The 19,966-nt window shown below is 67.1% G+C and carries 22 protein-coding genes; 8 read left to right on the top strand and 14 right to left on the bottom strand.

What is annotated here, in order from left to right:
* Positions 1-135: 135 nt before the first annotated feature.
* Entirely contained in the window at positions 136-810 is a 675-nt protein-coding gene (locus tag QE394_RS10000) for a histidine phosphatase family protein (RefSeq protein ID WP_349034420.1), read from the top strand.
* Here the strand turns inward: QE394_RS10000 and QE394_RS09995 are convergent.
* From QE394_RS09995 to QE394_RS09985, 3 genes are all read right to left on the bottom strand, one after another.
* The gene (locus QE394_RS09995; RefSeq protein ID WP_235501513.1) at positions 807-1,724 is read right to left on the bottom strand and encodes a serine/threonine-protein kinase; all 918 of its coding nucleotides are present in this window, start codon (positions 1,722-1,724) and stop codon (positions 807-809) included. The genes QE394_RS10000 and QE394_RS09995 overlap by 4 nt on opposite strands.
* On the bottom strand, positions 1,721-1,942 hold the full coding sequence (locus QE394_RS09990; RefSeq protein WP_349034419.1) for a hypothetical protein: 222 nt from the start codon (positions 1,940-1,942) through the stop codon (positions 1,721-1,723). Before QE394_RS09990 ends, QE394_RS09995 begins: the two co-directional genes overlap by 4 nt.
* A 77-nt stretch (positions 1,943-2,019) precedes the next feature.
* Positions 2,020-2,538: a MarR family transcriptional regulator gene (locus QE394_RS09985; protein ID WP_261618965.1), complete on the bottom strand. Its 519-nt coding sequence runs from the start codon at positions 2,536-2,538 to the stop codon at positions 2,020-2,022.
* A gap of 165 nt (positions 2,539-2,703) precedes the next feature.
* On the opposite strand from QE394_RS09985, the gene QE394_RS09980 reads away from it, so the two are divergent.
* From QE394_RS09980 to QE394_RS09960, 5 genes are all read left to right on the top strand, one after another.
* Positions 2,704-3,207 (top strand): GNAT family N-acetyltransferase, encoded by a 504-nt coding sequence (locus QE394_RS09980; RefSeq protein WP_349034418.1) that lies wholly within the window; start codon positions 2,704-2,706, stop codon positions 3,205-3,207.
* 61 nt (positions 3,208-3,268) lie between these two features.
* Positions 3,269-3,703 carry a hotdog domain-containing protein gene (locus QE394_RS09975; protein ID WP_349034417.1) on the top strand — a complete coding sequence of 145 codons (435 nt, stop codon included), beginning with the start codon at positions 3,269-3,271 and terminating at the stop codon, positions 3,701-3,703.
* Between the two features lie 169 nt (positions 3,704-3,872).
* Positions 3,873-4,946, top strand: coding sequence for an extracellular solute-binding protein (locus tag QE394_RS09970; RefSeq protein WP_261618964.1), 1,074 nt, complete (start codon positions 3,873-3,875; stop codon positions 4,944-4,946).
* Positions 4,947-4,994: 48 nt separating this feature from the next.
* Complete coding sequence (locus tag QE394_RS09965; protein WP_349034416.1) at positions 4,995-6,071, top strand: ABC transporter ATP-binding protein; 1,077 nt, start codon at positions 4,995-4,997, stop codon at positions 6,069-6,071.
* Positions 6,068-7,894: an iron ABC transporter permease gene (locus QE394_RS09960; protein WP_349034415.1), complete on the top strand. Its 1,827-nt coding sequence runs from the start codon at positions 6,068-6,070 to the stop codon at positions 7,892-7,894. The genes QE394_RS09965 and QE394_RS09960 overlap by 4 nt, the downstream gene beginning before the upstream one ends.
* Positions 7,895-7,909: 15 nt before the next feature.
* Here the strand turns inward: QE394_RS09960 and QE394_RS09955 are convergent, their stop codons facing one another.
* Positions 7,910-8,965, bottom strand: a complete 1,056-nt coding sequence (locus QE394_RS09955) for an FAD-dependent monooxygenase (RefSeq protein ID WP_349034414.1) — start codon at positions 8,963-8,965, stop codon at positions 7,910-7,912.
* Between the two features lie 68 nt (positions 8,966-9,033).
* On the opposite strand from QE394_RS09955, the gene QE394_RS09950 reads away from it, so the two are divergent.
* A complete protein-coding gene (locus tag QE394_RS09950) occupies positions 9,034-9,573 on the top strand; it encodes a TetR family transcriptional regulator (RefSeq protein ID WP_056080466.1) in 540 nt (179 codons plus the stop codon).
* Between the two features lie 5 nt (positions 9,574-9,578).
* On the opposite strand, the gene QE394_RS09945 is transcribed toward QE394_RS09950, so the two are convergent.
* From QE394_RS09945 to QE394_RS09935, 3 genes are all read right to left on the bottom strand, one after another.
* Entirely contained in the window at positions 9,579-10,766 is a 1,188-nt protein-coding gene (locus tag QE394_RS09945; RefSeq protein ID WP_056080463.1) for a 4-hydroxybenzoate 3-monooxygenase, read from the bottom strand.
* 103 nt (positions 10,767-10,869) lie between these two features.
* Positions 10,870-11,613: an IclR family transcriptional regulator gene (locus QE394_RS09940; protein ID WP_056080460.1), complete on the bottom strand. Its 744-nt coding sequence runs from the start codon at positions 11,611-11,613 to the stop codon at positions 10,870-10,872.
* Positions 11,614-11,706: 93 nt separating this feature from the next.
* Positions 11,707-12,783 carry an FUSC family protein gene (locus QE394_RS09935; protein ID WP_056081585.1) on the bottom strand — a complete coding sequence of 359 codons (1,077 nt, stop codon included), beginning with the start codon at positions 12,781-12,783 and terminating at the stop codon, positions 11,707-11,709.
* A gap of 165 nt (positions 12,784-12,948) precedes the next feature.
* Here QE394_RS09935 and QE394_RS09930 point away from each other — a divergent pair, with 165 nt between their 5' ends.
* Complete coding sequence (locus tag QE394_RS09930) at positions 12,949-13,791, top strand: ACT domain-containing protein (protein WP_261618960.1); 843 nt, start codon at positions 12,949-12,951, stop codon at positions 13,789-13,791.
* Here the strand turns inward: QE394_RS09930 and QE394_RS09925 are convergent.
* The 7 genes from QE394_RS09925 to QE394_RS09895 form a co-directional block, all read right to left on the bottom strand.
* Positions 13,700-14,284 (bottom strand): HPP family protein, encoded by a 585-nt coding sequence (locus QE394_RS09925; RefSeq protein ID WP_349034413.1) that lies wholly within the window; start codon positions 14,282-14,284, stop codon positions 13,700-13,702. The two genes, QE394_RS09930 and QE394_RS09925, sit on opposite strands and share 92 nt — an antisense overlap.
* 114 nt (positions 14,285-14,398) lie before the next feature.
* On the bottom strand, positions 14,399-15,319 hold the full coding sequence (locus QE394_RS09920; protein ID WP_349034412.1) for a diacylglycerol kinase family protein: 921 nt from the start codon (positions 15,317-15,319) through the stop codon (positions 14,399-14,401).
* A gap of 71 nt (positions 15,320-15,390) precedes the next feature.
* Positions 15,391-16,764: an NAD(P)(+) transhydrogenase (Re/Si-specific) subunit beta gene (locus QE394_RS09915; RefSeq protein ID WP_056080450.1), complete on the bottom strand. Its 1,374-nt coding sequence runs from the start codon at positions 16,762-16,764 to the stop codon at positions 15,391-15,393.
* Positions 16,761-17,096 (bottom strand): NAD(P) transhydrogenase subunit alpha, encoded by a 336-nt coding sequence (locus QE394_RS09910; RefSeq protein WP_349034411.1) that lies wholly within the window; start codon positions 17,094-17,096, stop codon positions 16,761-16,763. The genes QE394_RS09915 and QE394_RS09910 overlap by 4 nt, the downstream gene beginning before the upstream one ends.
* On the bottom strand, positions 17,096-18,265 hold the full coding sequence (locus QE394_RS09905; RefSeq protein ID WP_349035395.1) for a Re/Si-specific NAD(P)(+) transhydrogenase subunit alpha: 1,170 nt from the start codon (positions 18,263-18,265) through the stop codon (positions 17,096-17,098). The genes QE394_RS09910 and QE394_RS09905 overlap by 1 nt, the downstream gene beginning before the upstream one ends.
* A gap of 177 nt (positions 18,266-18,442) precedes the next feature.
* On the bottom strand, positions 18,443-19,252 hold the full coding sequence (locus tag QE394_RS09900) for an IclR family transcriptional regulator C-terminal domain-containing protein (protein WP_349034410.1): 810 nt from the start codon (positions 19,250-19,252) through the stop codon (positions 18,443-18,445).
* A gap of 11 nt (positions 19,253-19,263) precedes the next feature.
* A complete protein-coding gene (locus QE394_RS09895; RefSeq protein ID WP_268160380.1) occupies positions 19,264-19,965 on the bottom strand; it encodes a 3-oxoacid CoA-transferase subunit B in 702 nt (233 codons plus the stop codon).
* Position 19,966 lies beyond the last annotated feature (1 nt).

Genomic DNA, 19,966 nt, shown 5'->3' with positions numbered 1-19,966 from the left:
GGACTACCCCCACACGTACGACGGCGGCGCCGGGCCCGGGAGGGTCCGGCGCCTTTCGTTTCTCCACGGCCTGCCGTCCGGGCCGTGGTGCGGATGGTTTCGGCGGCACCACGGCGGAGTGCGAAACTGGAGGGCATGAAGCTGCTGCTTATCCGCCACGGAGAGACGCCCGGAAATGTCCTCGGCCAATTGGACACGGCCCACCCGGGACCGGGCCTGACCGAATTGGGCGAACGGCAGGCAGAGGCCATGGCGCGGTCGCTGGCTAACGAACCAATCCGGGCGCTCTACGCCTCCACATTGGTCCGCACGCAGATTACCGCGGCGCCGCTGGGCAGGCTCCACGGCCTGGAGGTCACGGTGCTGGACGGGCTGCATGAGATCGAGGCCGGCTCGCTGGAAAAGCTGACCGATCATGAGTCACATAAGCGGTACATGGGCACGGTGATTTCCTGGGCCGCCGGCGACCTGGGCAACCGGATGCCCGCAGGACCCGACGGCCACGCATTCTTCAACCGGTTCGACGCCGCGATTGCGAGGGTCATCGACAGGACGGCCGGGCACCAGGACACGGTGGCGGTGGTGAGCCATGGTGCAGCCATCAGGACCTGGGCAGGGCTCCGCGCCGAGGGTATCGATCATGAGTTTGCGGCCAAACATGTGCTGGCCAACACCGGAATTGTGGCGCTGGAGGGCGACCCGGACAGTGGCTGGAAGCTGATCCACTGGGCAGGCAGCCCGGTGGGCGGGCTGGCCCTGGCCGATCCCACGGCCGAAGATCCCACGGGGCAGGACGTCAGCCGCCCCTAGCACCGGTGTCCACGCACCGCTCCGGCGCCCTGAACCGCTGCCGCAGAGGCACGCACCCCGCCGCGACTGCTGCCGGCCGAGGCCGCGGGGCACCGCGCAGAATTGTTGAGTCGGCCGGAGCCCGAAGGCACCAGCCGTGCGGCCATCGCCGAAGCAATATCCGCCGTCGGGCGTTCTCCGCCTTCCATTGCCGTCAGCGAACTCAGGAAGTGGTGCCACCGCGGCCCAAGGGACTCAGGTATGTGCGGACTCCTGAGCGTCCTGGCCACGAGTGACTCAACCGCCGTCCCAGGGAATGCTTTCGATCCGGTCAGCAGTTCCAGCAGGACCAGGCCCATGGCGTAGACGTCCCAGGAGGGATCGGCAACACCGCCTGCAGCCTGTTCCGGGCTCATGTAATGGACCGTTCCGGACGAGATTCCGGGCTCCGGGGCCGTGCCCGCCACAGCCGCGATGCCGAAATCGATGACCCGGACCGGGCTGCGCCGGAGGCCGCTCAGCATCAGGTTTCCCGGCTTGATGTCCCGGTGCACCAGTCCCGCGGCGTGCAGGTGGGCCAGGGCGCTGAACATGCTCCTCGCCCAGACCGCCACGGCGTCGGCACTGTGGCGGTCGGATCGCACAGCTTCGGAGAGACTGGTTCCCAACGCCAGCTCTTCAACCAGGAAGGCATGCCCCGGGCGATACGTGCCGGCCGGCATGACTCCCTGATCGATGTACCTGACGATGGACGGGTGCCGCAGCGATGCGAGCACCCTTGCCTCGTTGCGGATGCGCTGATGCTGCTTGGCCGTGTTGTCAGCCGCCACCTTGACGGCCACGTCCGGACCTCCCGCCATATCCACGGCCCGGAAGACTTCGGCGACGGAACCGCGGCCCAACCGCTCCCGGAGCAGGAAGCGGCCAGCGATCACCGGGACGCCTGAATGGTTCCGCCGTACGGAACCCAGGCATCGAGCTGGAAACCGCACTGGCAGCGCCACACCGGAGGGAGCTTTACCGGCGCCAATTCGTCCGGGTCGAACGTGTAAACCATGGCTGCACGCCCCACCGCAGGCGTCACCAGCTCCATGGGCGTACCGCAGTGAACGGTGTGCCCTACTCCCCCAGCAAAAGTCTTCTCAAACGTCATCAACGCGCTCACTACTCCATCGGGCAGTTTCTTCGGGTTGATCGTAAGCTTACATATAACTAGGTTATCTAGCTAGTTTAGCTAGATAATTTATGGTGTTCTTCGTCCAGCACCCCAATGGCGTCCGCCATCTTCTGCAGGAACGCGACGACGATCCTCGCCTCCTCGGCGCTCAACGACTCCGCGACGGACATCATCCGCTTGTGCATGGCGCCGAGGGTTTCCCGTACTTCGGTATCCGACTCAACAGTGGGAACGACAACAACGGAGCGCCGGTCCGAGGGGTGGGCCTCCCGGCGGACGTGCCCGCTGGACACCAGCCTGTCAATAAGAGAGGTCGTGGAGGCGCTGGTGATCCCAAGGAACTGGCTAAGGTCCTTGGGTACCACCGTTTTCCCGGAGGCCTGCGCCCGCAGAAGGTAGCGGAGGGCGAGGATATCGGTTTCGCCCATGCCCATGGAGTCGCGGGTGGACCTGCGGATGATGGTTTCCGCCGCCCTGTAGTCCCGGAGCGACTTGAGAACCGCCGCTCCGTAGTCCAACTGACCGTCGGGTCCGTACCAGTACCCTGAACCCTCGTTGCCTGTAGAAACCATGCCTATATCTTAGGCCAACTGCTAACTAGACAACCAAGCTAGTTGCCGGTGCTACCTCCGCTGAGGGCATATGACGTTATCCGGACCCTAACCGGCAAGAAACACCCGCGTAACCCGCCGCTCCTAGCCTTGATCTGCATAACCCTTCGGCGAATCGAGGCCTACATGCAGACCAATCCGCGGCTGAACATCAGGCAGGTTGCCTGGTCACACCCTGTGGGCGCAGCCCTTAGGCGCGCGCAGCAGGCCGAACTCGACGCCCGCTTTGGTTCTGCAGACCACGAACCCGGGCCTCCGCCGTCGGAGGCTGACTGCGCCGTCTTCCTCGTGGCGTACGACAAGGGGTCCGGCCAGCCCGTGGGCTGCGGCGGGCTGCGGCTGCTGGATGCCACTACCGCCGAAATCAAGCGGCTCTACGTGGTTCCGTATACCCGCGGCTCCGGCGTGGCCAGTTCGGTCCTCGCTGCCCTGGAGGCGGAGGCCTACAAGCAAGGCATCACCCGCATCAAGGCCGAAGCAGGCTCGGCGCAATCGGACGGCCGGAATTTCTACCAGAACTCCGGCTTTGAGCCGGTGCCCAACTTCGGCCCCTATGTGGGCGTCAAACACTCGTCCTGCTACGCCAAAAGCATCGACTCGCACAGCGCAGCCCACACAGCCATGGCCTAGCGGCTGAACCGTGGGGCGTCACACTGCATGCGGCCCTCCCTGCCTCGGCTAACCTCGGCCTATGGAAACAGCAGACATCACCTTCCGCACCCGCAAATGGGTCCGGCCAGAAGACCTGAACGCCAACGGGACCCTGTTCGGCGGAAGCCTGCTGAAATGGATCGATGAGGAAGCCGCCATTTACGCCATCCTCCAACTGGGCAATGGCCGGGCCGTCACGAAGTACATCTCGGAAATCAACTTCGTGAGCTCCGCCGTCCAGGGCGACCTGATTGAAATGGGCCTGACCCCCACGAAGTTTGGCCGGGCCTCGCTGACGATGCGGGCGGAAGTGCGCAACATGATCACCCGGCAAAGCATCCTCACCATCGAGGAAATTGTCTTCGTCAACCTCAACAACGCCGGCACGCCGGAACCGCATGGATACACCGAAATCACCTACGACCGGGACAGGATCCCCACCCACCACCTGACGGAAACACTGCAGCAGGACTGACGCTTCACCCCGCGTTCACTCCTAGACCACCAGGCGTTCTCTTCGCTGGACCAACTTAGGCAGCCGGGCTGTTTATCGAATCGATAGCAATAGCAGCCCCGCATTCCGCGTGCCCGGCTATAGGCTGTGCGGACATGCTCCGGTTCCAGTGCAGAAATGAGTCCTGATCGTGCGTAAATTACAGACCTTGGTTGCCGCCGCCGTCGCCGTCACCCTGCTTGCCGGATGCGGCGGAGAAGCCGCACCCGGAGCCTCGGGTGAGGCTTCTTCCGCCCCGGCCGGAGGATCCGGCGACACCCTGGTGGTGTACACCAACTCCAACGGCGAAGGCCGCGGGGACTGGCTGACCCAGAAGGCGGGCGAAGCCGGGTTCAAGATCGAAATTGTGGGGGCCGGCGGCGCTGATGCCACCAACAAGCTCATCGCCGAGAAGAACAACCCCATCGCGGACGTCGCCTTCGGGCTGAACAACATGTACTTCTCCCAGGTCAAAGCCGCGGACGCACTGGAACCCTATAAGCCCGCCTGGGCCGGCGAGGTGGACACCCAACTGGCGGACGGCGAGACCTACTGGCCGCTGGTGAAGCAGGCCATCCTGCTGGGCTACAACTCGGACAGGTTCTCCAAGGATGCTGCACCGAAAGACTGGACGGACCTGTGGACCAAGGATGAGTTCAAGGCCCGGTACGAGCGGGTCACCGGCCTGGGCACCGCCACGGCCCAACTCGTCTTTGCCGGCATCCTCAGCCGGTACCGTGACGATTCCGGCGACCTCGGAATTTCGGATGAGGGCTGGAAGCAGGTGGAACAGTACTTCCAGAACGGCAGCCCCGCCGTGGCCAAGACCGATCTTTTCGCCCGCATCGCGTCGGGTGAAGTGGACATGGGGCAGATGCCGTCCTCGATCATCGCCGACCGGGAAAAGTCCTTCAAGGTGAATGTGGACACCGTCATACCCTCCGTTGGCGTCCCCCTCGCGGTGGAGCAGATCGCACTCGTCAAGGGCACCAAGAAGAAGGACCAGGCACAAAAGTTCATCGATTGGTTCGGCAGTGCCGACGTCCAGGGCCAGTTCGCCAAGCAGTTCAACTCCATGCCCGTGAACAAGTCGGCCCAGGCACAGGCCAACCCCGAGGTGGTGGACTTCTTCGCGGACCTCAAGCAGCAGGACATTGACTGGGAGTTCGTGCAGGAGAACATGGGCGCCTGGGTGGAGAAGATCGAACTCGAATACATGACGTAGCCCGGCGCCAGCCTTCCGCCCCGCCCGAGTTCCACAGACAGGTTTGCCATGATCCGCTTGGACAGCATCAAAGTTTCCTTCGGCGACTTCACCGCCATTCCGCACCTGGACCTGCACGTCCGGCCCGGCGAGTTCTTCACGCTGCTGGGGCCCTCCGGATGTGGGAAAACGACGGCGCTGCGCACCCTGGCCGGCTTCATCCAGCCGGCCGGGGGTACGGTCACAGTGGACGGAAAGGATGTCACCCGGCTTCCCAGCGACAAGCGGCAGGTGGGCATGGTGTTCCAGAACTATGCCCTGTTTCCCAGCATGAGCGTGTGGGAAAACATCGCCTTTGGGCTGCGCGTCCGGAAGGAGAAAGGCGCCGACAGCGACAGGATGGTCCGGGACATCGCACACCGGGTGGAACTCAGCGACGAGCAGTTGGCCAAAAACGTCGCCGAGCTCTCCGGCGGGCAGCAACAGCGGGTGGCGGTGGCCCGGGCACTCGTCCTGCGGCCCAAGATCCTGCTGCTGGACGAGCCGTTGTCCAACCTCGATGCCAAGCTCCGCCACCAGCTGAGGCAGCAGCTCAAGGACCTGCAAAGCGAGTTCGGCATCACCACCGTCTATGTCACCCACGACCAGGACGAGGCCCTGGCCATGAGCGACCGGGTGGCGGTCTTCAACAAGGGCGTAGTGGAGCAGGTGGGCACACCGCAGGAGATCTATGACCACGCCGCCACGGAATTCGTCTGCAATTTCATCGGTGACAGCTCCACCCTGACACCGGAATTCGTGGCGCAGGTCAACGCTGCGTCCGGCGCCCAGCTCAGCACCCGGGCAAGCTCCTACCTGCGGGTGGAAAAGGCGTCCCTGGATGCGCCCGCAGGAGGCGGCACCGCCGTCGGACTTCCCGGAAAGGTGCTGTCCCGGACCTACCACGGCCTGCACAGCAGGTACGTGGTGCGCAGCCACGGCGCGGACATCCGCCTGCTGGTGCGCGAGGACGGCGGCGCCCACCCCGAACCGGGCACGGAAACCACCGTGTACGTGCGGCCGGACCACATCCTGCAGTACCACTCCGAGACAGGCGCGGCGCTTCAGGAGCAGGACCGTCAGGACCAGGCGGTCGCCCTGCCATGAGCGGAACTCCCGTCCGTGCGATGGTCCGCTCCCCGTTCGTCCTGGTGGTGGGCGTCATCCTCACCTGGTTCATCGCGGCGTTCCTGGTGTGGCCGAACATCAACGTCCTGATTGCCACTTTCTTCCCGGACGGCAGTTTTTCGGGGCGGGCGGCGGAGAAACTGTTTTCCTCGCAGCGCGCCATGAAGGCACTGGGCAACAGCTTCCTGCTGGCGGTTGCCCTCTCCATCACGGTCAACGCCGTTGGCATCTTCATTGTGCTGGTGACGTACTACTTCCGGATCCGGGGATCGCGGGTCCTGTTCCTGGGCTACGCCACCACCTTCATTTACGGCGGCATCGTGCTGGCGGCGGGGTACAAGTTCATCTATGGGGACAAGGGAATCGTCACCTCACTGCTGCTGCAGGTGTTCCCCTCCATGGACCCCGCCTGGTTCTCCGGCTTCTTCGCGGTGCTGGTGGTCATGACGTTTGCCACCACCACCAACCACATGCTGTTCGTGGCCAACGCGCTGAAGGGGGTGGACTACCAAACCATCGAGGCGGCGAAGAACCTTGGCGCTTCGACGTGGACCATCCTGCGGCGGATCGTCCTGCCCATGCTGAAGCCCACACTGTTTGCCGTCACCATCCTGTCCTTTCTGACCGGACTCGGCGCCCTGAGCGCGCCGCAGGTCCTCGGCGGACGGGAATTCCAGACCATCACGCCCATGATCCTGACGTTCACCAACAGCCCCACGTCGCGCGACCTGGCTGCCCTGCTGGCCGTCATCCTGGGCCTGGCCACCATGGTGATGCTGGCGGTGATGTCCCGATTGGAGAAGGGCGGCACGTACTTCTCGGTATCCAAGGTGTCCTCGGAGCTGCAGAAACAGGACATCACCAACCCGGTGGCCAACGTGGCCGTCCACGCGGTGGCATACCTGCTGTTTGCGGTGTACACGCTGCCGGTGGTGCTTATTGTGCTGTACTCCTTCGCTGACGGCGCCGCCATCCAGACCGGACAGCTCTCGCCGGGCAGCCTGACCCTGGATAACTATGTCCGGGTGCTGACGCAGCCGGCCGGTTTGCGGCCGTTCGTCGTCAGCGTGGTGTACAGCGCACTGGCGGCTGTAATCGCGGTGGGCGGCCTGCTGTTCGTGGCCCGGCTGCTGCAGAAGTACCGGAACTGGGTGGCGTCAGTCTTTGAGTACCTGCTGCATATCCCCTGGATCCTGCCGTCCGCCCTGTTGGCGCTGGGCCTGATCATTAGCTACGACCACCCGAATCCGCTGGTGGGCGGGGCGGTCCTGACCGGGACCACAGTGATCCTGCTGATCGCGTTCGTCACCGTGAAGATCCCTTTCACCCTGCGGATGCTGAAGGCGTCGTTCGCCTCGGTGAATTCCTCGCTGGAGGAAGCCGCCGCCATCATGGGCGCCAAGACCCTGTACGTGTTCCGCCGGATCCTGTTGCCGCTGGTGCTCCCGGCGGCAGCGGCCATCACCGCACTGAACTTCAACAGCCTCCTGGACGATTACGACACCGCCATCTTCCTGGCCCACCCGCTGGTCCAGCCACTGGGCCTGGTCATCAAGGCGAACACTGACGGTGCCGAGGGCACCGAAGGCGTCGCGAACACGTTCGTGTACACCGTGCTGCTGATGGTCATCACCGGCGTCACGATGTACCTCGTCTATGGCCGGTCCGGGCGACGCCGCAACCGAAAGCGGCTGCCGGCGGTTCCGCCGTCGGGCAGCATCGATGCCACCGATGTGCCGCCGGCCGCCGGATCACCAGCGTCCGGTGCCGACAGCAGGGTCCCTGCCGCACCCGTGCGGTGACCCTTAGGGCGCGGATCAGCCCACAGGACCGCGGACGACGGCGGCGCGCGGGTTCCGCCGTCGGGCCAGGCCGAGCAGCCGGTCCCGGAACGGTTGCGCACCGTCCGCGAGCGCGATGCGCCCCATCGCCGTGGACGCCAGACTCAGGGCGCGGGTCCGGATCCGGCGCTGCCTGTCGTAAGCGCGGAGCGCCTGGGTTTCAGGCAAGGTGTTGAGGAGGTCGCCGAGCGTCACCGCGTCCACCAGGGATTCGCAGGCGCCGCGGCCCAGGGTGGGCATCATGGCGTGCGCGGCATCGCCGATGAGCACGGCGCGGCCACGCACGTAGGAGCCCAGCCGCGGAACCGTCCAAAGCCGCTGGACGAGGCACTCCCCGGGAGTGGCTGCGGCGAGGGTGCGGCGGATGGCGGGCGCATGGGTGGCGTAGCGCTCCCGCGCCTGGTTCAGTACTGACGCGGCGTCAATGCCGTAGGGGCCGGCCCCGGACCGGTAGCTGGCGTACCAGAAGGACCCGCCCCGCGCGGCGGCCATGCCGAAGAGGTCGCCGCGGCCCCAGTATTCACCCACCTCGTCCTGGCTGACGGCAGTGGAAAGGGTCCCGCGGAGGGCCAGGTACGGGGTGAGGCGGGCGTCCGTGGCGGCACCCCAAACCTCCCGCCGGACAACGCTGTGCACTCCGTCAGCGCCCACCACCAGTCCGCCGTCCGCGGGAATCCCGCGGACGTTGCTGGTGACCCGGCGGACGGTCCCCGGGACGGCGGCGTTGAGCAGCCGCAGCAGATCGACCCTGGAAATGCCGAACATGTCCCCCGCATCGACTGTGATCCACGGCTTGCCCTGCGCGTCCCGCACCGAACCGCTGCCGATCACCGGGCTGGCCGCCTTCGCTTCGTCAAGGATGCCCAGCCGCGCCAGCGCGCGCTGGGCATTGGGCCACATTCCCAGGGCGTTGCCCACGGCGGGCAGCTCCGGCCGCTTCTCGTAGACAGTCACCTGGAACTTGTCCGGGTCCAGGATCGTGGCAAGGGCCAGCCCTGCGATGCCGCCGCCCACAATCGAGAGTGTTTCCATTGACCCAATTTACTACTTTTGTAGTACACCGGGAAGATGCCGATGCCCCCTGTTATTAGACTGGGGCCATGCCTGACCGCCGGACCCAGCTCCTCGACGCCGCCCTGGCGGTGGTGGCGGATAAAGGCATGAAGGGGCTGACCCACCGTGCGGTGGATGCCGCGGCGGAACTCGCCGAAGGGACCACCTCCAACTACTACCGGAGCCGTGCCACTCTTGTTGACGCGGTGCTGGACCGGCTGCTGGACCTGGACGCCGGACTCCTGCGGGAACAGGGGGCGGCAGGGCCGCCACGAAATGTCGAGGAACTCGCCGGCCGGCTGGCGGCAACGGTGGTGACGCTGGCCAGGCAGCATGGCGGTATGAGCCGGGCACGGATGGCCTTCTCGCTGGACCGCCCCGAAGCCGTGACCGCCGGCCACCAGCTACTGGTGGGCAACCTGGAACTGGCCCTCACCGCCATGGGCGTAGCGGATGCGGGAGCGCGTGCGCGGGATGTGGCGGACTACGGCGACGGTCTCCTGCTCCACCTGCTCACCGTCAGGCGGGACGAGCAGCCGGACGTGGCCGCCGTGGCCGCCGCCATCCGGCGCCTGCTGGGCCCGTAGCGGACTTAGCCGCGGCCCGGCCAGCCGGTGTACGCCTCGGCGAGGTAGGCCATGCCGTGGCGGGAAGCGACCACCGAGTTGAGTTCGCCGAGCTGGCGGGCGCGCGAGAAATCGTCCGCGTCGGCAGGGGTGTGGAGCATGGTGGTCATCCAGTAGGAGAACTGCTGGGCCTTCCAGACCCGCTCCAGCGCGCGGTCGCTGTACGCCTCCAGCAGCCGGTCCGAACCGGAGTTGTAGTGGCTGTCCAGTCCCTCGAAGAGGACCTTGACGTCGTGGATGGCCAGGTTGAGGCCCTTGGCGCCGGTGGGCGGGACCGTGTGTGCGGCGTCGCCGGCGAGGAACAGGTTGCCGTGGCGCATGGGAGTGTGGACGAAGCTGCGGAACGGCAGCACCATCTTCTCGATGACCGGGCCTTCCTTCAGTTCGAAGCCATTGCCGTTGACGCGGCTGCGGAACTCGGCCCAGATCCGGTCATCGTCCCACTCGGCGACGTTTTCCTTGGGGTCGCACTGGAAGTACATCCGCTGGACGGTCTCGGTCCTCTGGCTGATGAGCGCGAAGCCGTTGGCGGAGTTGGCGTAGATCAGTTCGTCCGAGCTGCGCGGCGCCTCGGCCAGGATGCCGAACCAGGCGAACGGGTACTCGTGGAAGTACCACTTGCGGTTGGCCTCGGGAATCTGGAACCGGCAGTGGCTGCGGGAACCGTCAGCACCCACCAGGAAGTCGGCCTGGATCTCGTATTCGGCACCGTCGGCGTCGGTGAACCAGACCTTCGGCTTGCCCTCCAGGTCGTGGACGGAGGTGTCCGTGACGCTGTACCGGACGTCGCCGCCGTCGTCCTTCCGCCGTGCGGCAAGGTCGGTGAACACGTCCGTCTGCGGGTAGAGCCACACGGACTCGCCCACGAGGTCCTTGAAGTCGATGCGGTGGCTTTCGCCGTTGAAGCGCAGTTCGATGCCGTCGTGCCGGTCGCCGTGGGTCAGGACCCGGTCCGAAACCCCGCTGTCCACCAGGAGGTTGACGGTGCCGTGCTCCAGGATCCCGGCGCGGACGGTGCGGGCGATCTCGTCATGGCTGCGGACTTCGATCACGGTGGATTCGATGCCTGCCCTGGCCAGCAGGTGGGAGAGCATGAGCCCCGCCGGGCCGGCGCCCATGATGGCTACCTGGGTGGTGATGGTTTTCCGTGGCATGGCTGCGTCTCGCTTCGTCGCGGGCCCGGGGGCCAGAGGATTGCTTGGCACCCAGTGTGGGCCACGCGCGGTGACCGGCGTTACAGTGATTCCGTTGAATGGTTCAAGAGTCCGCAAGGCGGCGGGCAATGCCCCGTGCCGCGGTCTGCAGCGCGGGCACCAGCGCCTGCAGCCGCATTTCCTGGAGCGGAACCACGACGCCGAGCGAGGCGACGGCGCGCTGGCGGCGGTTGAGGACGGGCACGGCAATGCCCCAGGTGTCCGGATCCACTACCCTCTTCAGCTGGGCGAAACCCTGGTGGGATGTTTCGGCCAGCAGCGTGCGGACATCGTCGCTGGTGAGCCTCCCGTCGGGATCGGAAAACTGGGCAAGGTAGCTGGCCTGGAGCCCCTTCTCCCGGTGCGCCATCAGCGCCAGTCCGGCGGAGGAGATGTGGATGGGCATCCTGCCTGCCACCTGCGCCCGGTTGGCCACCGAGCCCCGCCGCGAGAGCCGCTCAACGAACAACGCATCCCACCCGTCCAGCACCGCCAGGTTCACGTTCTGGTTGAGGACGTGCTGGATGTCCTCCATGAACGGCATGGCCGCCTGCCGCAGTGCCAAGGCCGGGGAGGCACGGTTTACCAGCTCCCAGAGCCGGAGTCCCGGGCGGACCATGCCGCCGGGTTCAGTCTCGAGCAGCCCGTGGCCGGCGAGCTGGCCCACCAGCCGGTGCGTGGTGGTCAGCGGCAGCCCGGCCCGTGCGGCCAGGTCGGAAAGCTGCAGGGCGCCGACGTCCTGCGGAAAGGCGGAGATCAGCCGGACTATCCGGTCCACCACCGAATCACCCGATTGTGAGTTCGCCACCGCCACACCTTCCGTTCAATGGGAAGTCCAGCGTACCGCGGCAGGGCCCCGGGATGCCCGCGCGCTGGAAGGACGGCCGTGGCTGGAAGGTGGTCAGGCCGGCGTCGTACCCTGTCCCTGACCCGGCCTGAGGCGGCGCCAAGCCGCGGGGGCCAGCACCACGGCAATGCCCACGGCGGCACCGATGACGGTTTCGATGATGCGGTCGCGCAGCAGCGCGGAGGGCGAGGCGGGGACCACCAGGAGGGTCGAGATGAGTGCCAGGGGCGTCACGAAGACCTGGGCCAGCAGGTACTGGCGGATGATGAACATCTCCGCACCGAACTGGCAGAGGGCCATCACCAGCACGGTCTGCCACGGCTCCAGGCCCAGCAGCAGGACCGCCGCCAGGACCAGCAGGCCAAGGACTGTGCCGACGATTCTCTGGACACCACGCCGTATCCGGTGCCGCGTGGTGTGGCCCACCAGCGGCACCACCGCGGCCACCATGGCCCAGTAGTTGTGCCCGAATCCCAGCTGCTGCCCGGCCCAGGTTGCCAGCGATCCCGCCAGCCCCGCCGCCACCAGGTAGCCGAGGCCTTCAAGCCAGGCGGCGCGTTTCTCCGCCGGCGTGCGCCGGATGCTGGGCGGCCACGTCCAGGGGGTGCGGTGGCTTGGCAGGATACGGGACGAAAACCCGATCAGCAGGCACAGAACGGTGGTGAGGACCGCAACCAGCATGCCTTCCCACAGTGGCGGCTGGTTGGGGATGGAGGCGATGGCGGCGAACGCAAAGATGTGGAAAAGGGACCCGCCCGGGCGCAGCCGCAGCCAGGAAATGGCCACGGAACAGCTGCCCGCCACCAGGGTGGTGGCCAGGACCAGGAGCCAGGTGGTGGCGGTGCGGTCAAGGCTGAAGGCGGCCTCCATCCTTGCGGCGAGGGTGGCCAGCAGCATCACCAGCAGCATGAGGAGCCCGGCCCGCAGCTGCAGCACGAAACGGGCGGCGTGCGGTTCGCCGCGGCCGTAGATTCCGGTAAAGGCGCCGAAGGACGCAAAGATGGCCAGGTCCAGCCGGCCAAGGAGCACCAGGGTGATTAAAGGGACGAACACGCCGGTGGCGCAGCGGAGGGCGGGGTGGTGGTCCTTGTTGCCTGGACCAATGCTGAACATCTCAGCAAGCAACTTCACGTGGGCAGCGCCTTCCTGCGGTAACCGGTTGTCCTGATGGGCGGCCGGCCGCACTGACGTTCCTGGTAAATCGTACGGCGGCGGCGCCCGAGCCCGCCTCTTTAATTCCCTTGAATGGAATCTGCAGGCAATGCCGTAGAAACAGCAGCCCCGGATGCTTGGGACATGAAGCGCGTACCGCGGGCCACGCCCGCCGCCGAACTGAGTTGCGAAGTCTGTGGCATGATGCCCGAGCCAACCAAAGCCCGCCTGACCCTCGCCAACGTGGCCGTGATGCTGCCCATCGAGTTGCTGGTCCATGCCGCCGTCGTGGAAACCCACCTGCCCTATGTCGCCAAGGTCCTGGTGCTCACGCTGACGGCCACTGTGCTGGTGATCTGGGTGGCCGAACCGTCCGCTGCCCGGATCCTGCGCGGCTGGCTGCACGCTCCCGCGCTGCGCCACCGGCGGAAGCTGGGAGCCGCGCCCGCCCTGTGGCGGGCGCGCACGGTTCTGCGGGACGAGCCCGGTTCACTGGAGGGAATCACGGGCACCCTGGCCCGGAACGGCATCAACATCCTGGGCATCCACGTGCACCCGGTCCCTGGCGGCGTGCTGGATGAGTTTGTGTTGTCGGCTCCCGGCACCATGGGTGAACGGGAGCTGCTGGCGGCATTGCACGACGGCGGCGGCAGCCGTGCGCACGTGTGGCCCACCACCGCGCTTGCCATGGCGGACGGTCAGACCAGGGCGCTCAGCCTGGCGGCCCGGATCGCCGACGCCCCGGAAGAGCTGCCCCTCGCCGTGGCCGAGCTGCTGGGCGCGCGGATCGTGCCGTCGTCGGGCGTTCCCGTGAAAATGCCCGACGACGGGACCCACCTCAAGGTCCCAACGGCATGGCACGGGCCCCTCGTTTTCGCCCGGCCGGGCGAGCCCTTCACCCCGGCGGAATCGGCGCGCGCCCACCGGCTGGCCGAACTCGCGGAGATCCTTGCCCACCGGCCGGCCGGGTCCCCAGCAGCGCGTTAAGGCCCCACCCCAGAACGGTAACGAGGACGATGGCACCCGCCATGGAAAGCATCTGCACTGGTGAGGACAGGATGCCAAGGCTGACGATCAGCGTCGTGGCACCAGCTGGGGGGTGCGGCAAGCCAAGCCAGGTCAGGACAAGAGTGGTCAGCCCAACCGACAGCACGCCGCTGAGGACATGCAGCGGCGTCAGCCCGCCCACTGCGGCGGAGGGCTGTTGCTGCAGTCCCAGCGCGTAAAGGCAGAGCGCACCTGCGGCCAGCCCCACACCGTGGCCCACCAGGGTGTTGACCGGCCTTGATGCCTTCTGCTCGGGCGATTCGAAGAACAGCATTACCGTGGGGCCGAGGCTTGGGAACAGCCAGGGCAGGTGGAAAAGTAGTCCCATGAGGCCGCTGGCGGCCAGGACCACGATACTCAGGACCGCGGCATAGATGCCGGCGCCCAGCTTGTCCCAGCGTTGCTTTGCACGGTCCAGGACTGCGATTGTCATGGCACATTCCTCTCAGCGGATGCGGCTGGCGGCCCGGGAGTTTCCCATGCCGCCTCACCCTGGCCGTACCCCTCGCGGGGCGGTCACAATCCGTCAGGAATTCAGCCGCCGCCCTTACATCCGGAGCGTGAGGGCGCCCGGCTCCATGGTCATCAGGACGTGCTTGCCCTCGCCCTCGTGGTCCCCGTCCAGCTGGTAGTCGTCCGCGTGTTCGAGGGTGATTTCCACAGACTTGCCCTGGAAGTATTCGACGGCGGTGTCCCGGTTCCGGCCCTTGCCAAGGATGCCCGCCAGCACGGAGAGCCAGCCCAGCCTGCCGTGGTGCGGGGCCAGCACGGCAATATCCAGCAGCCCGTCGTCCACCTTGGCATCGGGGAAGATCTCCAAGCCGCCCTGGACCTTTCCGCAGTTGCCCACCATCACGCTGCGGACGCCGCGGTGCACCACCGTCTGGCCATCAATCGCCACGGTGGCCTTGACCGGCTTGCCGGGCAGGTTGCGGATGCCGGCGTCCACGTAGGCCAGCCAGCCCACCTTGTCCTTCAGGTCCTCGTTGGTGTCCGCCATGATGGTGGCGTCATAACCCACGCCGGCCATCACCAAAAAGAGTTGCTCCTTGTCCGGATCGCTGCGGCGGGCGCGGACCACGTCGATCTTCCGCTCCGCGCCGATCAGGGCCCCCGCCATGGCGCCGTCGTAATCGGTCACGTCCATGCCCAGGTTCCTGGCCAGCAGGTTACCGGTGCCCAACGGCAGCAGGCCCATGGGAGTGTCACCGCCGGCCAGTACCTCGGCAACGCAGCGGACCGTTCCGTCGCCACCGGCCGCGATCACGATGTCTGCACCCTGTGACAATGCTTCCTTCGCCTGGCCTACGCCCGGATCCTCCTTGGTGGTCTCCAGCCAGATGGCCTCGCCCCAGCCGTTCTCAACGCAATGCTTGGCCACCAGGCCGCGCACGTCGATGTCCACCGGCTTGGCCGGATTCACGATGATGGCGGCGCGTTTGGGAGAAGTGGAGCTGGTGTCAGTCATGGCGTCCTCTGATGGCGGTGAAAAGCAAGCTTCTGAAAGAAGAGTAACCCGCGGCGGGCGGCGTTCTTTGCCTACAGGGCCTTGACCGCCCCCAGCACCCGGGCGAGCGAATCCTTGGCGTCACCGAACAGCAGGGAGGTCTGTGGCTCGTACAGCAGTTCGTTTTCGATACCGGCGAAGCCAGGGCGCATGGAGCGCTTGAGGAACACCACCTGGCGCGCGGCAGAGACCTCCAGGATGGGCATGCCGTAAATCGGTGAGCCGGAGGACGTCTTGGCCGCAGGATTCACTACGTCGTTGGCGCCCACCACCAGTGCCACATCCGCGTTCTTGAACTCAGGGTTGATCTCCACCATTTCCTTGAGCGACTCGTACGGCACGTTGGCCTCGGCCAGGAGCACGTTCATGTGCCCAGGCATCCGGCCCGCCACGGGGTGGATGGCAAAGTCCACCTCGATCCCCCGGGCTTCCAGCGCCTGCGCCAGTTCCGCCGCCGTATGCTGCCCCTGTGCCACCGCCAAGCCGTACCCGGGGACGATGATCACCCGCTGCGCATACCGCAGGAGCACCGCCACATCCTCAGGCGTGGAGGACCGCACCGGGCGTTCGCTCACGGCGGTGGATCCCGCCGTCGAACCTCCCCGGAACGCGCCGAACAGGATGCCCGCCACGCTGCGGCCCATCGCCGCCGCCATGGCGCGGGTCAGGATGGTGCCGGACGCCCCCACCAGGGTGCCGGCCACCACCAGCAGCACGTTGCCCAGCACCAGGCCGGACGCCGCGACGGCCAGGCCGGTAAAAGCGTTCAGCAGCGAAATCACAATGGGTACATCCGCGCCGCCCACGGGCAGCACCAGCAGGACGCCGGCCCCGAGGCCCAGGGCCAGCAGCAGCACCGCGAACGCCGTGGATCCGCTGATCACGACGGCGACGGCGGCCGCCACAGACGCCAGCAGTACCGCAGCCATCACCACGGGCAGGCCCGGAAACAGCACCGGCCGGGTGGTCATCAGTTCCTGCAGCTTGGCAAACGTCACCCCGGATCCGGCGAAGGAGACCGCACCTACGAGGAGGGTGAACACGATGGCCAGCCGCACCCAGGGCCCCTCAGCATGCGGCAGTTCCAGGAGCGCCACCAGCGCCGCCGCACCGCCGCCCACACCGTTGAACAGCGCCACCAGCTGGGGCATCTGCGTCATCTTCACGCGCCGTGCCACCGGCGCCGCCACCGCGGATCCCACGGCAATGGCGCCCAGGATCCAGGGGATGTTCTCGAGCCGGGCGGAGAGGAACACGGTGACGACGGCGATCAGGGCACCGAAGGCACCGATCAGGTTGCCGCGGCGGGCGGTGCGGGGGGAGCTGAGCCCGCGCAGGGCGAGGATGAAGAAGACCGCGGCGGCCAGGTACAGCAGGGCGGTCCAGGCGGGGTCGAGGATGCTCATTTCCCGTCCGCCTTCTGCGCGGCACCGGACTGCGCGGCACCCGTGCGGGAAGTGTCCTTCCTGGCGTGGAACATGTGCAGCATCCGGTCCGTCACCACGAAGCCGCCCACGAGGTTGGCTGTGGCCAGGACGACGGCGAGCAGGGCCACCGCGAGGACCAACGGGTCGGTGGCCTGGCCGGCAACGATGATGGCACCCACCAGGATGATGCCGTGGATGGCGTTGGCGCCGGACATCAGCGGGGTGTGCAGGGTGCTGGAGACCTTGGACACCACCTCGAATCCCACAAAGACGGCCAGGACCGTGATGGTCAGCAGGCTCATTCCGTCCATCAGAGCACCCCTTCCTGCCCGGCACGGGCTGCTTCGCCGAGCAGCTCTGCGGTGGGCCGGTGCCGCACTTCGCCGTCGTGGGCAAAACAGGCCCCTGCCACCACCTCGTCCTCGAAGTCCAGGACGAGTTCCCCGTCCCGGACCACCAGCGCCAGGAGGTTGGCCACGTTCTTGGCATAAAGACGGGAGGCATCGGACGCCATGGCGGAGGCCGGGTCCTTCAGTCCCACCAGGGTCACGTGGCCGGCACCGTCGGCGGTGGGGACCGCGATGTCCTCGCCGGGAACCACGCCTTCCACGTTCCCGCCGGATTCCGCGGCGAGGTCTACGACGACCGATCCGGGCCGCATGCCCTGCACCATTTCCCGGGTCACCAGGAGCGGTGCCCGCCTGCCCGGCACGGCCGCCGTCGTAATCAGGACATCCGATTGTGCGACGTGCGGCGCGAGCAACTGCCGCTGCCGGGTGCCGGCGTCGGAACTGAGCTGGCGGGCGTAGCCGCCGGCAGCTTCCGCGGTTTCCAGGTCCAGGCGGATGAAGGTGCCGCCCATGGAAGCGACCTCGTCCGCGGAGGCGGGCCGGATGTCATTGGCGGACACCCGGGCGCCAAGCCGTTTGGCCGTGCCGATCGCCTGCAGCCCGGCCACGCCGGCGCCGAGGACCAGGACCCGCGCGGGCGGGACCGTTCCGGCGGCGGTCATGTAGAGGGGGAAGAACCTGGGCAGCCGGATGGCGGCCTCCAGCACGCAGCGGTACCCGGCCACCAGGGCCTGGGAGCTGAGCGCGTCCATGGACTGGGCGCGGGAGATGCGCGGCACCAGTTCAAGGGCGAAGGACGTGGCGCCCGCCTCCGCAAGTGCCCGCACGGTGGGCAACTCGGACGACGGCGACGCGAGGCCCACGGTGACAGCTCCCCTTTTCAGCGCAGCGGCCGTGTGCGGGTCCAGCGGGCGGACATGCGCCAGGATATCCACGGCGCCGGTGTCCAGTTCAGGAACGACGGCGGCGCCGGCCTCCGTGTACTCGCGGTCCGGGTGCCCTGCGGCGTCGCCCGCGCCCGCCTCGATCAGGACGTCAAGGCCCATTCCGGCCAGCTGCTTCACCGTGTCGGGAGTGGCGGCCACGCGCCGTTCGCCCTGCCGGCGCTCCCGCGGAATGCCCAGTTTCACCCGCACGCTCCCTTCCTGCCGCGTCCGGCAGTCTTGCGGCAGCCGCTCTGCTGCGCACAGTTGGGTTGAGTCTAGAGCGCACGCTGCTGCTGCGGGAGTAGTGCGGCGGGCTTGGGTGGCAAACAGTTACCTTGGGGGTGTTCCGCCCTGGGCCTGCCCGTTGCCTGGCCGGGGGAATCAGCCGCGGGCGGTGAGGTCCGCGGAGATGAGCTTGGCGGTGGCCGTGATCTCCTGCGCCACCGACGCCAGGTAGGCTTCCGGGTCCTCCCGGGCTGCCACCGACTGGGCCTGCAGCGACACGTTGACCGCCGCCACCACCTTGGTCCCGTCAAACACCGGTGCCGCCACGGACATCAGGCCCGGTTCCAGTTCCTGGTCCAGCAGGCACCAGCCCTGCGCCCGGACGGTCTCCAGCACCGCCAACAGTTCCGGGACCGTCCCCAGGGCCCGGGGCGTGAGCGGCCTGATGTCCGCTGCGGCGAGGTATTCCTTGAGGGCCGGGGCCGGCAGGTTGGCCAGGAGCACCCGCCCCATGGAGGTGGCGTAGGCAGGGAACCGGGTACCCACGGTGATGCCGATGGTCATGATCCGCCGCGTGGTCACCCGGGCGATGTAGGCGATGTCCACGCCGTCCAGGACAGCGGCCGACGTCGACTCCCCCAGTTCCAGGGACAGCTCTTCCAGGTGCGGCTGGGCCAGCTGCGGCAGCGACAGCCCGGAGAGGTAGGCGTAGCCGAGCTGGAGGACCTTGGCCGTGAGGGCAAACGTCTTTCCGTCCGTCCGGACGTATCCCAGCTCCACCAGGGTATGCAGGAACCGCCGCGCCGTGGCCCGGGTCAGGCCGGTTTGGGCCGCCACCTCGCTGAGGGTCATAACGGGACGGTCGGCGTCGAAGGCGCGGATCACGGCCAGCCCGCGGGCCAGCGACTGGACGAACTGGTCGCTGGCCTGCGGTGGCTGGGTGTCCGTGCGGACGGCGTCGGTCATGGTTACCAATCCTAGGGTGCGCCAGGGTCCCGGCGTCCGGCGGCGGGTGCGGCCTTGAGGGGGACGGGTACCAGTTCCTGGAGTTCTTCGAGGGTGGTGCCGAAGGTTTCGCGGACGGTGACGCCGTCGGGTCCGGTGAGGAAGACGGCTTTGTCGGTGTAGACGCGGGTGACGCAGCCGACGCCGGTGAGCGGGTAGGTGCAGGACTCCACGATCTTGGACGCGCCGTCGCGGGTCAGCAGGGTCATCATCACGAAGACGTCCTTGGCGCCGGTGGCCAGGTCCATGGCACCGCCGACGGCGGGAATCGCCCCGGGTGCCCCGGTGTGCCAGTTCGCGAGGTCACCGGTGGCGGAGACCTGGAACGCGCCGAGGACGCAGATGTCCAGGTGCCCGCCGCGCATGATCGCGAACGAGTCGGCATGGTGGAAGTACGAGGCGCCGGGGAGTTCGGTGACGGGGATCTTGCCGGCATTGATCAAATCGCCGTCGATCTCGTCATCTTCGGCGGCGGGGCCCATGCCGAGCATCCCGTTCTCGGTGTGGAGGGTGATGTTCTGTTCCTCGGTGAGGTAGTTCGACACCAGGGTCGGCTGGCCGATACCCAGGTTCACAAACGATCCCGGGGCAATGTCCCGGGCCACCAGCCGGGCGAGGTCATCGCGTCCCATTGGTGCGTCGGAGGTCTGGATGGACGTTTCGGTGAGGCTCATC

Source organism: Pseudarthrobacter sp. SORGH_AS 212 (assembly GCF_030818145.1).
Taxonomy (GTDB): Bacteria; Actinomycetota; Actinomycetes; order Actinomycetales; family Micrococcaceae; genus Arthrobacter.
This window is presented reverse-complemented; position numbering and strand designations above follow the sequence as displayed.

Bases quoted from the DNA above. Each gene is read 5' to 3' on its own strand.
- QE394_RS10000 (WP_349034420.1), top strand. From the start codon at position 136: ATGAAGCTGCTGCTTATCCGCCACGGAGAGACGCCCGGAAATGTCCTC.
- QE394_RS09990 (WP_349034419.1), bottom strand. From the start codon at position 1,942: ATGACGTTTGAGAAGACTTTTGCTGGGGGAGTAGGGCACACCGTTCAC.
- QE394_RS09985 (WP_261618965.1), bottom strand. From the start codon at position 2,538: ATGGTTTCTACAGGCAACGAGGGTTCAGGGTACTGGTACGGACCCGAC.
- QE394_RS09980 (WP_349034418.1), top strand. From the start codon at position 2,704: ATGCAGACCAATCCGCGGCTGAACATCAGGCAGGTTGCCTGGTCACAC.
- QE394_RS09975 (WP_349034417.1), top strand. From the start codon at position 3,269: ATGGAAACAGCAGACATCACCTTCCGCACCCGCAAATGGGTCCGGCCA.
- QE394_RS09965 (WP_349034416.1), top strand. From the start codon at position 4,995: ATGATCCGCTTGGACAGCATCAAAGTTTCCTTCGGCGACTTCACCGCC.
- QE394_RS09960 (WP_349034415.1), top strand. From the start codon at position 6,068: ATGAGCGGAACTCCCGTCCGTGCGATGGTCCGCTCCCCGTTCGTCCTG.
- QE394_RS09955 (WP_349034414.1), bottom strand. From the start codon at position 8,965: ATGGAAACACTCTCGATTGTGGGCGGCGGCATCGCAGGGCTGGCCCTT.
- QE394_RS09950 (WP_056080466.1), top strand. From the start codon at position 9,034: ATGCCTGACCGCCGGACCCAGCTCCTCGACGCCGCCCTGGCGGTGGTG.
- QE394_RS09945 (WP_056080463.1), bottom strand. From the start codon at position 10,766: ATGCCACGGAAAACCATCACCACCCAGGTAGCCATCATGGGCGCCGGC.
- QE394_RS09930 (WP_261618960.1), top strand. From the start codon at position 12,949: ATGAAGCGCGTACCGCGGGCCACGCCCGCCGCCGAACTGAGTTGCGAA.
- QE394_RS09925 (WP_349034413.1), bottom strand. From the start codon at position 14,284: ATGACAATCGCAGTCCTGGACCGTGCAAAGCAACGCTGGGACAAGCTG.
- QE394_RS09920 (WP_349034412.1), bottom strand. From the start codon at position 15,319: ATGACTGACACCAGCTCCACTTCTCCCAAACGCGCCGCCATCATCGTG.
- QE394_RS09915 (WP_056080450.1), bottom strand. From the start codon at position 16,764: ATGAGCATCCTCGACCCCGCCTGGACCGCCCTGCTGTACCTGGCCGCC.
- QE394_RS09910 (WP_349034411.1), bottom strand. From the start codon at position 17,096: ATGGACGGAATGAGCCTGCTGACCATCACGGTCCTGGCCGTCTTTGTG.
- QE394_RS09900 (WP_349034410.1), bottom strand. From the start codon at position 19,252: ATGACCGACGCCGTCCGCACGGACACCCAGCCACCGCAGGCCAGCGAC.
- QE394_RS09895 (WP_268160380.1), bottom strand. From the start codon at position 19,965: ATGAGCCTCACCGAAACGTCCATCCAGACCTCCGACGCACCAATGGGA.